Source organism: Paraburkholderia sp. GW821-FHT02A12, from assembly GCF_059422005.1.
The window spans coordinates 460,677-474,409 of record NZ_JBWKWA010000001.1 but is presented as its reverse complement, the minus strand read 5'-3'; the positions used below and the strand labels follow the sequence as shown (position 1 = coordinate 474,409).

The window sequence follows — 13,733 nt, the reverse complement described above, 5'->3', positions numbered from 1 at the left end:
GCGGTACATGTCGGCGAGTGGTCCGATGGGCGGTCGAAAGCAGTTGCTTCGACTGTAACGCAAAAAACGAAAAAGGCGCATCACGCGCCTTTTTCGTTTCGCTTTTTCGCCGACACGCTGCCGTTTTCAGACAGCTTTGGCTTGCCCGACCGTCAAATACGTTACGCCTTCGGTTCCGGCGTACGCAGACGGATGTGCAACTCGCGCAGCTGGCGCTCGTCCACTTCGCTCGGCGCCTGCGTGAGCAGACACTGGGCGCGTTGCGTCTTCGGGAACGCGATCACGTCGCGAATCGAATCAGCGCCGGCCATCATCGTGACGATGCGGTCCAGACCGAATGCGATACCGCCGTGCGGCGGCGCGCCGTATTGCAGCGCGTCGAGCAGGAAGCCGAACTTGGCTTGCGCTTCTTCCGCGCCGATCTTCAGCGCGCGGAACACCTGGCTCTGCACTTCTTCACGGTGAATACGCACCGACCCGCCGCCGATTTCCCAGCCGTTCAGCACCATGTCGTAGGCCTTCGCGAGGCAGCGCGCCGGATCCGTTTCCAGATACTCGAGGTGCTCGTCCTTCGGGCTCGTGAACGGGTGATGCGCGGCGACGTAGCGGTTGTCTTCCTCGTCGTATTCGAACATCGGGAAGTCGACGACCCACAGCGGCTTCCAGCCGGACTCGACCAGACCGTTGGCCTTGCCGAACTCCGAATGGCCGATCTTCAGACGCAGCGCGCCCAGGCTGTCGTTCACCACCTTCGCGCGATCCGCCGCGAAGAAAATGATGTCGCCGTCTTGCGCACCGGTGCGCTCGATGATCGCCTTGACCGCTTCGTCGTGCAGGTTCTTGACGATCGGGCTTTGCAGACCGTCACGGCCCTTCGCGACTTCGTTGACCTTGATCCACGCCAGACCCTTCGCGCCGTAGATGCGGACGAATTCCGTGTAGCTGTCGATGTCGCCACGCGAGAGCTCGCCGCCCTTCGGCACGCGGATCGCCGCGACGCGGCCGTCCTTCGTGTTGGCCGGCGTGCTGAACACCTTGAAGTCGACGTCCTTGACCGCATCCGTCAGGTCCGTGAATTCGAGCTTCACGCGCAGGTCCGGCTTGTCCGAACCGAAGCGGCGCATCGCTTCCGAATACAGCATGACCGGGAATTTCTCGTCCAGCGTGACGCCGATCGTCTCCTTGAACACGTGACGGATCATCGCTTCGAACAGATCGCGGATTTCCTGTTCCGACAGGAACGAGGTTTCGCAGTCGATCTGCGTGAATTCCGGCTGACGGTCGGCGCGCAGGTCTTCGTCGCGGAAGCACTTGACGATCTGGTAGTAGCGATCGAAGTTCGCCACCATCAGCAGCTGCTTGAACAGCTGCGGCGATTGCGGCAGCGCGAAGAACTGGCCCGCGTTGGTGCGCGACGGCACGAGGTAGTCGCGCGCGCCTTCCGGCGTGCTCTTGGTGAGCATCGGCGTTTCGATGTCGATGAAGCCTTGCGCGTCCAGATACTTGCGCACTTCGATCGCGACGCGGTAACGCAGACGCAGGTTGTGCTGCATCTGCGGACGGCGCAGGTCGAGCACACGGTGCGTGAGACGCGTGGTTTCCGACAGGTTGTCGTCGTCGAGCTGGAACGGCGGCGTGATCGAAGCGTTCAGCACGATCAGCTCGTGGCACAGCACTTCGATTTTGCCGCTCTTCAGCGCGGCGTTCGTGGTGCCTTCCGGACGGCTGCGCACCACGCCCTTGATCTGCAGGCAGAACTCGTTGCGCACGCCTTCGGCGGCCTTGAACATTTCCGCGCGATCCGGATCGCAGACGACCTGAACGAGGCCTTCGCGGTCGCGCAGGTCGATGAAGATGACACCGCCATGGTCGCGGCGGCGGCTTACCCAGCCGCACAGCGAGACGGTTTGGCCCAGCAGTTCTTCGGTCACCAGACCGCAGTATTCAGATCTCATCGACATGATGTTTGTCTTTCGTTTTGCATTGGTTGAACGGCGCGCGGCAGTCGAACACTGCGTGAAACATTGCGCGCCGGCATTACAGCGGAGGCTCGACTGTCGTACGGCGCACCAGCGTCGGCGGCGCGGACGGCGCCACGACGCCCATCGAGACGATGTACTTGAGCGCAGCGTCGACCGTCATGTCGAGCTCGATCACTTCGCTTTTGGGCACCATCAGGAAGAAGCCGGAGGTCGGATTCGGCGTAGTCGGCACATACACGCTGACGTAATCTTCTTTCAGGTGATTGACCACGTCACCGCCCGGAATGCCGGTCAGAAACGCGATCGTATAGGAGCCGCGGCGCGGGTATTCGATCAGCAGCGCCTTGCGAAACGCATTGCCGCTGCTCGACAACAACGTGTCGGACACCTGCTTGACGCTGGTATATAGCGGTCCGACCACCGGAATGTGCGCGACCACGACCTCCCACCACTTCACGAGCTTCTGGCCGATGAAGTTCTGCGTCAACAGCCCGACGACAAAGATGAACGCGAGCGTCAGCACCGCGCCGAGACCCGGCAGGCGGAAGCCGAAGATGCGCTCTGGCTGCCATGCGCTCGGCAGCAGCAACAGCGTCTGGTCCATCGTGCCGATGATCAGGCCGAGCACCCACAGTGTGATAGCCAGAGGCACCAGCACGAGCAGGCCAGTCAGGAACACCGATTTGAGCGTCGTTTTTTTCGTCGTCATGTGTACCGCCAGAAAGCCGCGCGAGCGAGAGCCCGCTGCGCGGATGTGTGCGCCGCCCTGAGGGCGGCAGTCCTGCTAGGCGCTGCCCGAACCGCTCGAGGCTGCCGAAGCGGCCGGTGCGGCAGCAGGCGCGGCCGGCGTTGCGGCTGCTGCCGGGCTGCTGGCCGAACCCGTGTCGGATTTCGCGGCGCCGTCATTCGCCGACGCGCCGTTCTCGCCCGCGCCCGCATTCGAACCGCCATTCGCGTCGGGCTTCGCCGGCGCGCTCGCGCCGCCATTGCCTCCGCGGAAATCGGTGACGTACCAGCCCGAGCCCTTCAGCTGGAAGCCGGCGGCAGTCACCTGCTTGCGAAAGGTGTCTTTCCCGCACTCGGGACACTGCGTCAACTGGGGGTCGCTCATCTTCTGAAGCACATCCTTCCCGAAGCCGCACGATTCGCAACGATAAGCGTAGATCGGCATGATCCTTTCCCTACTGAAATCTTGTAAACGCTTGCAAAGCCTTGAATTATAGCCGCAAACGGCAGCCCGCCTCCGGATTTCCGGGGCAAGCGCCCGACGCAGCCGCCGTCGCTGCAAATGGGGGCGGCCACCGCCGAATCAAGTCCGCCGGGCACGCGCCGGCGCTGCCCTCAGCCGCGGCGGCGCCACGTCAGCCAGCGCTCGCGTCCGGCAAACACGGCGATCGAATCGTTCACGGCTTCGTCTTCGATCAAATCGAAGTACGGTGTGAGCAGCGCGTCGAGCTCGGCGCGCTCGATCCCGAACGGCGGTCCCTTGGGCGTCTCGCCGATGAAGAAAACCCCCGCCAGCAGCGCGCCGCCAGGCAGCAGTTCGGCCATCCGCTGCGCGTAGTCTGCGCGGCGGGCCACCGGCAGTGCGCAGAGGAACGCGCGCTCATAAATCCATGCCGGCGCAAACGGCGGCTGGTACGTAAAAAAGTCTGCCTGTTCGACCAGATCCGCATGCCGCGCGCCCAATTGCTCACGCGCTGCGGCAACGGCGGCCGGCGAAAAATCGATCGCATGGACCGGATTGCCGTGCTCGATCAGCCAGAGCGCCTCGTAAGCACTGCCGCAGCCCGGAATCAACACGGCCGCGCCGCCATGCCGCTCGGCGAACGACCGAAACGCTGCCGGCACCCCGGCCTGGTCCCACGGCGTGAACCCGCGCTTGAAACGCTCGGTCCAGAATTCCGGCGAGTTCGGGTCGCCGGCGGTGAAGTCAGGTGTGGAGGGTTGCTTCGGGTCGCTCATCAGGTGCCTCGTATGGATCGGGATCAACCGCCGTAAGCGAACGCCAGAAACGCCCGCGCCAGCACCGCGCCGACCCCGACTGCCACGCCGAACAGCAGCAGCCCTTGCAGCAGCCGGTTGGTACGCTTTTGTTCGAGCAGAATCTGCTGAATCATGTCGTCGTTCGCGCCGCGAGTGTGGTCGTGACGCTCGGCCAGCACGTGATGAATCAGGCGCGGCAGCTGCGGCAGTGTCTTGCTCCACTGCGGCGCCTCGATCTTCAGCCGCTCGTACCAGCCGCGCACACCGATCTGCTCGTTCATCCAGCGTTCGAGATACGGCTTGGCGGTCTTCCACAGATCCAGTTCCGGGTCGAGCGAGCGGCCGAGTCCCTCCACGTTCAGCATGGTTTTCTGCAGCAGCACCAGCTGCGGCTGGATCTCGACGTTGAAGCGTCGCGACGTCGAGAACAGACGCATCAGCACCTGCCCGAGCGAAATATCCTTCAGCGCGCGGTCGAAATACGGCTCGCAGACCGCGCGAATCGCGCTTTCCAGTTCTTCGACGCGCGTGGTCGGCGGCACCCAGCCAGACTCGAGGTGCAGCGTGGCGACGCGATGGTAGTCGCGCTTGAAGAACGCGAGAAAGTTCTGTGCGAGGTAGTTCTTATCGAAGTCCGACAGCGCGCCGATGATGCCGAAATCGAGCGCGATATAGCGGCCGAAATGGGCCGGATCGAGGCTCACCTGAATGTTGCCCGGGTGCATGTCGGCATGAAAAAAGCCGTCGCGGAACACCTGGGTGAAGAAGATCTCGACGCCTTCGCGCGCCAGCTTCGGAATATCGACGCCCGCCGCGCGCAGCGCATCCACCTGGCTGATCGGCACGCCGACCATCCGCTCCATCACCAGCACCGTGGGCGTGCAGAACTCCCAGTACATTTCCGGCACCAGCAGCAGACCGAGCCCGGCGAAGTTGCGTCGCAACTGGCTGCCGTTGGCTGCCTCGCGCATCAGGTCGAGTTCGTCGTGCAGGTATTTGTCGAACTCGGCGACCACCTCGCGCGGCTTCAGGCGCTTGCCGTCGGCCCACAGGCGCTCGGCCCACACGGCGATGTCGCGCAGAAGCGCGAGGTCGGAATCGATCACCGGCAGCATGTTCGGCCGTAGCACCTTGACAGCGACGGCCTTGCCCGCATGCTGGCCGGCCTTCACCTTCGCGAAGTGCACCTGCGCGATCGACGCGCTCGCCACCGGCACGCGCTCGAAGTCGTCGAACAGCACGTCGACGGGTGCGCCGAGCGACTTCTCGACCAATCCTATCGCCACCGCCGAGTCGAACGGCGGCACCTGATCCTGGAGCTTGGCAAGCTCGTTGGCGATATCGACCGGCAACAGATCGCGCCGGGTGGACAGCACCTGGCCGAACTTGACGAAGATCGGCCCAAGGCTTTCGAGCGCGAGCCGCAGCCGCACGCCCGGCGGTTCGTCGAACTTGCGGCCGATAGTGGTGATACGCAGCAGCAAACGCACGCGCCGGTCGTTGATGCGGCCAAGCATCATCTCATCGAGACCGAAGCGAATGACGGTGAAAAAAATCTTGAGGAAACGCAGAAAACGCATAGTGGAGCCCGGTGACTAGCGCGTGCCGCGCAACGTGGCGGCGCCGCCCGACGCACCGGCGCCGCGGGCTTCGACCTTCAGTTCAAGGCGCTCGAGGCGCTTTTCGACGCGTGCCAAAGCATCGCGGGCACGCGCCAGTTCGACGTTGAAATCGTCGAGCGCAGCGCGCCGCACCAATTGCGGATTCTCGTCGAGCAGATATTCAGCGGCCATATCGAGCAGGTTGCGGCCGGTGCGCCGCGCATGTGCGCCGACCGAGCGCACGACCGACGCCACCCGCCATGCCGGACCATCCCCGATCAGCCTGGCCAGATCCTCTTCCGGCTCCCAGCGCAGATGCTCGGCGAGCTTCGCGATCACGGTGGCGAATTCGGCGTCGCCTTCGATCTTCACGTGCTTCATCACGGCGGCCTGGCCGCCTTGCACGAAGGCCGGCAGCGCATCCGACGGCACCGCGATGGTCACGTCGAACTGCTGCGCCTCGGTTTCGCCGATCGCGCTCAGGTAGCCATCGGGTTGCACCAGCAGCATCAGCACGACCGGCGGACACGACAGTCTGGCCGTTTTGCCCGAGTACGGGGCGAGGCGCTCACGAGCCCACGATTCGCGGGCGAGCAGGTGATTGACGGCAGCAGCGAAGGGCTTGGCGGCGAGGGTCATTGAAAGTGGCAAGAAAAAACCCGCGCGGACGAGGTGCCAACGCGGGTTCCTATTGTAACGTCCGTTCGCTTCGCGGCTTGCTATGCCGAACGGCCAATGCTTTGTGCGAAGTCAGGACGAGCGGTGCTGTCCTAGTGCTGCGCCACCTGCTGAATGCCGGCCAGCAGCCAGCCTTCGCCGGCGCGGTTCGACTTCGACAGATTCCAGACTTCGACAAACGGCTCGGCCGCCGCGCCCGCAGATTCGCGGATCAAGCCGGAAAAGCGCACGCTGGCGAAGTATTCGTTCGCGCGTTCTTCGACGCCGAGCAGCTCGGCGTTCAGCTGCACCACGTCCGTCTGGTTCGACTCCGCGCCGCGCGACGACAGATCGACCTTCACCTCGGCGAACATCTCCGGCGTGGTGAATTCGCGGATGTCGTCCATGTTGCCGACATCCCACGCGGCTTGCAGGCGCACGAAGTACACCTTGGCGTTACGCAGGAACGCTTCCGAATCGAAGCCGGCCGGCACGGCGGGCATGGCGTTGACGGACGGCGTGGTCAGCGGGCTGCCTTGCGGTTCGAGATACGAGCCGGTGGGCGGCGCGCTGAAGCGCGGTTCCTGCGAGTAGCCGGTGCCGCTCGCGTTCAGCGACGGCGCGCCGCCCGCGTACGCTGGTTGCGCCGAATCGCGCTTGCGGCCCATGAAACGGCGGATCAGCCAGATACCGATCATCGCGATCACGGCGATCACGATGATGTTGGCCATGGCGCTGGCAAACGCGCCGCCAAGACCGAAGTGCGACAGAAGCGCGGCGATGCCGAGACCGGCAGCGAGACCGGCGATCGGCCCGAGCCAGCGCGAGCGGTTAGGCTGCGCGGCCGGCGTGGGCGCAGGAGCCGGCGCCGGTTGGGCGCGCTGCTGCATGGCCTGATTGCTTTGGGAAGGTTGAGTCGGGGTCGACTGAGATTGCTGCTGAGCCGTAGTCGACTGACGGCCGATGCTGCGGCCGCCGCCCATGCGGCGGGCTTCCGCATCGAGCGAGGCGAGAGAGCCGGCCATGATCAGACCGACCATCGCGATCAGTCCGATTCTTCTCACCAACGACCTCGAAACCTTACGGGGAGATAACACACCTGAATCGGACATATTCGTACTTTCCTTTAAAAATCGATGGGTTAGGGACCCTAGTATTTGGTCCCCACATGTAAAGCTACCACGCCAGCTGACAAATTGTAATATTTGACGCCGTCGAGACCCGCTTGTTCCATCATTGTTTTTAAAGTTTCCTGGTCCGGATGCATCCGGATCGATTCCGCGAGGTAACGATAACTCTCGGCATCCTTCGCAAAACGGTCGCCGAGCCACGGCAAGACCTTGAACGAATAGACGTCGTAGACCTTCTTGAGCGGATCCCACACCTTCGAGAATTCCAGCACCAGCAGACGGCCTGCCGGCTTCAGCACCCGGCGCATTTCAGCGAGCGCCACGTCCTTGTGCGTCATGTTGCGCAAGCCGAATGCCACGGTGACTACGTCGAAGTAATTGTCCGGAAAGGGGATTTTTTCGGCGTCGCACAGCAACGCCGGGGTGATGATGCCCTTGTCCAGCAGGCGGTCGCGGCCCACGCGCAGCATCGATTCGTTGATGTCGGTGTGCCAGACTTCCCCGCTTTCTCCGGCCTGTTTCGCGAACGCCTTGGACAGATCGCCCGTGCCGCCTGCGATATCGAGCACCTTGAAGCCTGGCCGCACGTTGGCCTGGGCAATCGTGAACATCTTCCACGCCCGGTGCAACCCGCCCGACATCAGGTCGTTCATCAAGTCGTAGTTAGCAGCAACCGAGTGGAATACGCCCGCCACCTTCTGCGCTTTTTCGTGTTCGTCGACTGATTGAAAGCCGAAGTGAGTTTTGCTCATCGCGCTCGTCCTTTCGCGTATTCTGAAATGTTGCGCCGCATCAGTGCGGCGATCAGGGCGAATCGTATCAGTGACAATGCCCGTGCGCAGCGCCGGATGGAATCATGGGCGCATCGCGGTCGACGCCGGCCGCTTCCAGTTTGGCGAGATAGGCGCGCCAGAGTTCATCCTGACGGACCGCCATGTCGTACAGCAGGTCCCAGGAATAGATGCCGGTGGCGTGGCCGTCGGAGAACGTCGGCTGCAACGCATAGTTGCCGACGCCTTCGATCATCGTGATCGTCACGTCGCGCTTGCCGGTCTGCAAGGTGTCCTGGCCGGGTCCGTGCCCCTGCACTTCCGCCGACGGCGAATACACGCGCAGCAGTTCGAACGGCAAGCGATACGTTTCGCCGTTTGCGTACTGCAATTCGAGCACGCGCGATCTGGAATGCACGACCACACCGGTCGGCACCGGGGTATCGGGGGTCAATCCGCTCATGATGGCCTCATAAGAAAACGCCGGGCCGCCCCAAGTTTTCTTACCCCCTCGGGGGGGCCTGGCGCGAAGCGACAGGTTGGGGGCATTCATCTTAACGCCGGGCCGCCCCAAGTTTTCTTATCCCCTCGGGGGGCCTGGCGCGAAGCGACAGGTTTGGGGCGCTCAGCCAAGAGCTTGTTCGATTTCCTGGCGAACCGCGTCGCGCAGCAAGGTAGCCTGCGCGCGGCGCGACGACAGCATCGCTTCGGACACCGTGCGTTGGCGCGGCGCCCAGATCGGCAACGGGAAATGCGCGTCGTTCGAAAAACGCGGAATCACATGCCAATGCACGTGCGGCACCTGGTTGCCGAGGCTCGCCAGATTCACTTTGACCGGCTGCATGATGCGCCGCATCGCGCGCTCGACCGCATACACGGCCTGCATCACGCGATCGCGGTCGCTTCCGGCAAGGTCGGAAAACTCGGCCACATGCTTGCTCCAGATCACCCGGCAGAAGCCCGGGTAATCGTGTTCGTCGGCAAGGACGACACGCAAGGTGTCGTCCTGCCACAGCACGTCGCCGCCATCTTCGCGGCAAAAAACACAGTCCATCGTCGTCCTCAGGCAGAAATCGTCAGTGGTGCCATTAAACCAGCACGCGCTCGATTCCGCCATTGTTCGCCCGCTGGACGTAATCCGCCATCCAGTTCTCGCCGAGCACGAGACGCGCCATCTCGACGACGATGTAGTCCGCTTCGGTGCCCGCGTCTTCGTTGTAGCGCGACAGGCCTTGCAGGCAGGACGGGCAGCTCGTCAGGATCTTCACGTCGGCGGCGCCGTTCGGCGTACCCACGGCGACGGCCGCACCGGCCGAACCGTTGCCCGCATTGACCGCGTCCGCCCCCGCGCCGACGAGCGGAGCGCTGCCCAGCGGAGCGCCGCCCGGCAGAATACCGCGCAGCTTCGCCGCGCCCTTGCGGATCTCCTCTTCCTTGCGGAAGCGGACCTGCGTCGAAATGTCAGGACGGGTCACCGCGAGTGTGCCGGATTCGCCACAGCAGCGATCGTTCTTCTCGATCTTGTAGCCGTCTTTTTCCGAGCCCATCAGTTCATTGACGAGCTTGACCGGGTCCATCGTCTTGATCGGCGTGTGGCACGGGTCGTGGTACATGTAGCGCACACCGCTCACGCCTTCGAGCTTGATGCCTTTCTCCAGCAGAAACTCGTGGATGTCGATGATCCGGCAGCCCGGGAAGATCTTCTCGAATTCGTAGCCGGCGAGCTGGTCGTAACACGTGCCGCACGACACCACCACCGTCTTGATGTCGAGGTAGTTCAGCGTGTTCGCGACACGGTGGAACAGCACGCGGTTATCCGTGACGATCTGCTCGGCCTTGTCGAACTGGCCCGAGCCGCGCTGCGGATAGCCGCAGCACAGATAACCCGGCGGCAGCACGGTTTGCACGCCCGCTTCCCACAGCATCGCTTGCGTGGCCAGACCCACTTGCGAGAACAGCCGCTCGGAGCCGCAGCCCGGGAAGTAGAACACCGCTTCCGTGTCGGCGGTGGTCGTCTTCGGATTGCGGATGATCGGGACGATCTTGTTGTCCTCGATGTCGAGCAACGCGCGCGCGGTTTTCTTCGGCAGATTGCCCGGCATTTTCTTGTTCATGAAGTGGATCACCTGCTGCGTGACCGCCGGCTTGCCGACGGTAGCCGGCGGATGCGCCGTCTGCTTCTTCGCGAACTTCTTCAGCACGTCGTTGCCGAGGCGCTGCGCCTTGTAGCCGATGCCCATCATCGCGGTACGCGCGAGATTGATGGTCTGCGGATTGGTGGCGTTGAGGAAGAACATGCCGGCCGCGTTGCCCGGGTTGAACTTCTTCTTGCCCATCTTGCGCAGCAGGTTGCGCATGTTCATCGTCACGTCGCCGAAGTCGATCTTCACCGGGCACGGCGTCACGCACTTGTGACAGACGGTGCAGTGATCGGCGACGTCGTTGAACTCGTCCCAGTGCTTGATCGACACGCCGCGGCGGGTCTGCTCTTCATACAGGAACGCCTCGACCAGCAAGGAGGTGGCGAGAATCTTGTTGCGCGGGCTGTACAGCAGGTTGGCGCGCGGCACGTGGGTCGCGCAGACCGGCTTGCACTTGCCGCAACGCAAACAGTCCTTGATCGAATCGGCGATCGCGCCGATATCGGACTGCTGCATGATCAGCGATTCGTAACCCATCAGGCCGAAGCTCGGCGTGTAGGCGTTGCGCAGATCGGCGCCTTCGAGCAGCTTGCCCGCATTGAAGCGGCCATGCGGATCGACGCGCTGCTTGTAAGCGCGGAATTCGCCGATCTCGTCTTCGGTGAGGAATTCGAGTTTCGTAATACCGATGCCGTGCTCGCCGGAAATCACGCCGTCGAGCGAACGCGCCAGCTTCATGATGCGCGCCACCGCCGTATGGGCGTCCTGCAGCATCTCGTAGTTGTCCGAGTTCACCGGCAGGTTCGTGTGGACGTTGCCGTCGCCCGCGTGCATGTGCAGCGCGACGAACACGCGGCCGCGCAGCACCTGTTTGTGGATCGCCTGGGCTTCTTCGAGGATCGGCTTGAACTCGCCGCCGTTGAAGATCTGCTGCAGTTCGGCGCGGATTTCCTGCTTCCAGGACACGCGGATCGTACGGTCCTGCGTGACGTGGAACACGCTGGCATCCGGCTGCGCGTCCACGCGATCAGCGAACTTCTCCGCCAGCGCTTCGTAGCCGAGGCCGACCAGATAATGCTGCGCCTCGCGCAAGGACAGATCGAGCTTGTCGCGCAGGAATTCCCAGCGCGTGCGCACGTTCTTCAGCAGATCCAGCGCCTGCTGCACGCGATCTTCGAGCAGTTCGGCGCTCGGAATTTCATTGGCGTCGTCGCTCTTGCCGAGCGGCAGCTTGCCGCCCTTGAAGAACGCTTCGAGCGCGTCGACCAGTTGCAGCTTGTTCTTGATCGACAGTTCGATGTTGATGCGCTCGATGCCGTCGGTGTACTCGCCCATCCGGTCGAGCGGAATCACCACGTCTTCGTTGATCTTGAACGCGTTGGTATGCTTGGCGATCGCAGCGGTGCGGCTGCGGTCGAGCCAGAAACGCTTGCGCGCCTCGGCGTTGACCGCGACGAAGCCTTCGCCGCTCTTGCCGTTGGCCATCCGCACGACTTCCGAAGTGGCCTGCGCGACCGCATCGGCATCGTCGCCGACAATGTCGCCGATCAGCACCATCTTCGGAAACGCATTGCGCTTGCTCTTGGTCGCGTAGCCGACCGCGCGCAGATAGCGCTCGTCGAGGTGTTCGAGACCGGCGAGAATCGCGCCGCCCTGCTTCGACGTCTCGAACAGGTAGTCCTTGATCTCGACGATGCTCGGAATCGCCTCGCGCGCCTGGCCGAAGAATTCGAGGCAGACCGTGCGCGTGTGCGCCGGCATCTTGTGCAGCACCCAGCGCGCGGACGTGATCAGGCCGTCGCAGCCTTCCTTCTGCACGCCCGGCAGGCCGGCGAGGAATTTGTCGGTGACGTCCTTGCCGAGGCCTTCCTTACGGAACACGCGGCCCTTGATGTCGAGCGACTCGGTGCGCAGCAGCTTCTCGCCCGGCGCGTAGTTGCCGTCGAACCATTTCAGCTCGAAACGCGCGACTTCGATGTCGTGAATCTTGCCGAGGTTGTGATCCAGACGGGTGACTTCGAGCCAGTTCCCTTCAGGGTCGACCATGCGCCACCAGGCGAGGTTGTCGAGCGCCGTGCCCCACAGCACGGCCTTCTTGCCGCCCGCGTTCATCGCGACGTTGCCGCCGACGCAGGACGCGTCGAGCGACGTCGGATCGACCGCGAACACGTAGCCGGCCTGCTCGGCCGCTTCGGTCACGCGGCGCGTGACGACGCCCGCGCCGGAGAAAATCGTCGGCACTTTACGGTCGACGCCCGGCAGCACGGTCAATTCGACCGCGCCGAGCTGTTCGAGCTTTTCCGTGTTGATGACGGCCGAGAACGGCGTGAGCGGAACAGCGCCGCCCGTGTAGCCGGTGCCGCCGCCGCGCGGAATCACCGTCAGACCGAGCTCGAAACACGCCTTGATCATGCCGGCGATCTCTTCTTCGGTATCCGGCGTCAGCACGACGAACGGGTACTCGACGCGCCAGTCGGTCGCGTCGGTCACATGCGACACGCGGGACAAGCCGTCGAACTTGATGTTGTCTTTTTCCGTGACGCGGCCCAGCACTTTGTTCGCGCGGCGGCGCAGATCGGCCGTCTTCTGGAATTCGCTCTCGAAATCGTCGACGGCGCGGCGCGCGGCCACGACCAGGGTTTCGACGCGGGCAGCCCGGTCGACGCCCGCTTCGTCGCCGTGCTCAACCAGATCGGCGCGGCGGCGCTTCTCGATCTCGGACAGACGGTGATGCAGCGCCTCGATCAGGAGCGCGCGGCGCTTCGGGTTGTCGAGCAGGTCGTCTTGCAGGTAAGGATTGCGGCGCACCACCCAGATGTCGCCGAGCACTTCATACAGCATCCGCGCCGAGCGGCCGGTGCGGCGTTCCGCGCGCAGTTCGGCCAGAACCGCCCAGGCTTCGTCGCCGAGCAGACGGATAACGATTTCGCGGTCGGAAAACGACGTGTAGTTATAGGGGATTTCGCGCAGACGCGCTTCAGGATCGGTGACCACCGCAGTGGCGGCCCCGTGCGGATCGAAAACTTGAGGTGCGTTCATGTTCGGACGACTCGGTGGGTCAACCAGGCGTGCTCATCGATGAGGCGCTGGCCGACAGTGCGCGTGGCGCGCAATGCTGGAAATTTTCTAGTGGAGCGAAGCGCAACCGACGGTCTACCCACATCGGTCGCTTCGCGGCGCTCAGAGACAGCTACACGATCGGGCGTGCCGGAGGTGACGCTCCGCCGCGGGGCGAGACTCACGCGGGGCGGGCATCAAATGGGCGATCCGAGGCTGCCAGTGCATCTTCCGATCCTTATTCCAAAATGAAATTCTACCGCATGATCCACCTGCGCGCCGACGCCTGAAATCCGGGCTGCGACGGGCTTTGCGCGGATTCGTCGCGGATCGTCCGGTCGCAGCCATGCAGGATATTTATCGACCGAACGGTCGGGCGGGCCTTCTGGGACGGCCCGGGGAGGCACGC

11 protein-coding genes are annotated in these 13,733 nt (G+C 63.6%); all 11 read right to left on the bottom strand.

Annotated elements, in window-relative coordinates; all coding sequences use genetic code 11:
* Positions 1 to 161: 161 nt before the first annotated feature.
* Positions 162 to 1,961: an aspartate--tRNA ligase gene (aspS, locus tag AC07WT_RS02215; RefSeq protein ID WP_492595256.1), complete on the bottom strand. Its 1,800-nt coding sequence runs from the start codon at positions 1,959 to 1,961 to the stop codon at positions 162 to 164.
* A 76-nt stretch (positions 1,962 to 2,037) separates the two neighbouring features.
* Positions 2,038 to 2,691: a DUF502 domain-containing protein gene (locus AC07WT_RS02210; RefSeq protein WP_494945888.1), complete on the bottom strand. Its 654-nt coding sequence runs from the start codon at positions 2,689 to 2,691 to the stop codon at positions 2,038 to 2,040.
* Positions 2,692 to 2,766: 75 nt separating this feature from the next.
* A complete protein-coding gene (locus AC07WT_RS02205) occupies positions 2,767 to 3,153 on the bottom strand; it encodes an FmdB family zinc ribbon protein (protein ID WP_492595258.1) in 387 nt (128 codons plus the stop codon).
* Positions 3,154 to 3,323: 170 nt separating this feature from the next.
* Positions 3,324 to 3,947 carry a methyltransferase domain-containing protein gene (locus AC07WT_RS02200; protein WP_494945887.1) on the bottom strand — a complete coding sequence of 208 codons (624 nt, stop codon included), beginning with the start codon at positions 3,945 to 3,947 and terminating at the stop codon, positions 3,324 to 3,326.
* Positions 3,948 to 3,970: 23 nt separating this feature from the next.
* Complete coding sequence (gene ubiB, locus AC07WT_RS02195; RefSeq protein WP_492595260.1) at positions 3,971 to 5,548, bottom strand: ubiquinone biosynthesis regulatory protein kinase UbiB; 1,578 nt, start codon at positions 5,546 to 5,548, stop codon at positions 3,971 to 3,973.
* A gap of 15 nt (positions 5,549 to 5,563) precedes the next feature.
* A complete protein-coding gene (locus AC07WT_RS02190) occupies positions 5,564 to 6,208 on the bottom strand; it encodes a ubiquinone biosynthesis accessory factor UbiJ (RefSeq protein WP_492595261.1) in 645 nt (214 codons plus the stop codon).
* Positions 6,209 to 6,339: 131 nt separating this feature from the next.
* Positions 6,340 to 7,338 carry a Tim44 domain-containing protein gene (locus AC07WT_RS02185; protein ID WP_494945886.1) on the bottom strand — a complete coding sequence of 333 codons (999 nt, stop codon included), beginning with the start codon at positions 7,336 to 7,338 and terminating at the stop codon, positions 6,340 to 6,342.
* 38 nt (positions 7,339 to 7,376) lie between these two features.
* Entirely contained in the window at positions 7,377 to 8,108 is a 732-nt protein-coding gene (gene ubiE, locus AC07WT_RS02180; protein ID WP_494945885.1) for a bifunctional demethylmenaquinone methyltransferase/2-methoxy-6-polyprenyl-1,4-benzoquinol methylase UbiE, read from the bottom strand.
* Positions 8,109 to 8,175: 67 nt separating this feature from the next.
* Complete coding sequence (locus tag AC07WT_RS02175; protein ID WP_494945884.1) at positions 8,176 to 8,589, bottom strand: gamma-butyrobetaine hydroxylase family protein; 414 nt, start codon at positions 8,587 to 8,589, stop codon at positions 8,176 to 8,178.
* Positions 8,590 to 8,751: 162 nt separating this feature from the next.
* The gene (locus AC07WT_RS02170; protein ID WP_492595265.1) at positions 8,752 to 9,180 is read right to left on the bottom strand and encodes an HIT family protein; all 429 of its coding nucleotides are present in this window, start codon (positions 9,178 to 9,180) and stop codon (positions 8,752 to 8,754) included.
* Between the two features lie 34 nt (positions 9,181 to 9,214).
* Positions 9,215 to 13,306, bottom strand: a complete 4,092-nt coding sequence (locus AC07WT_RS02165; RefSeq protein WP_494945883.1) for a DUF3683 domain-containing protein — start codon at positions 13,304 to 13,306, stop codon at positions 9,215 to 9,217.
* Positions 13,307 to 13,733 lie beyond the last annotated feature (427 nt).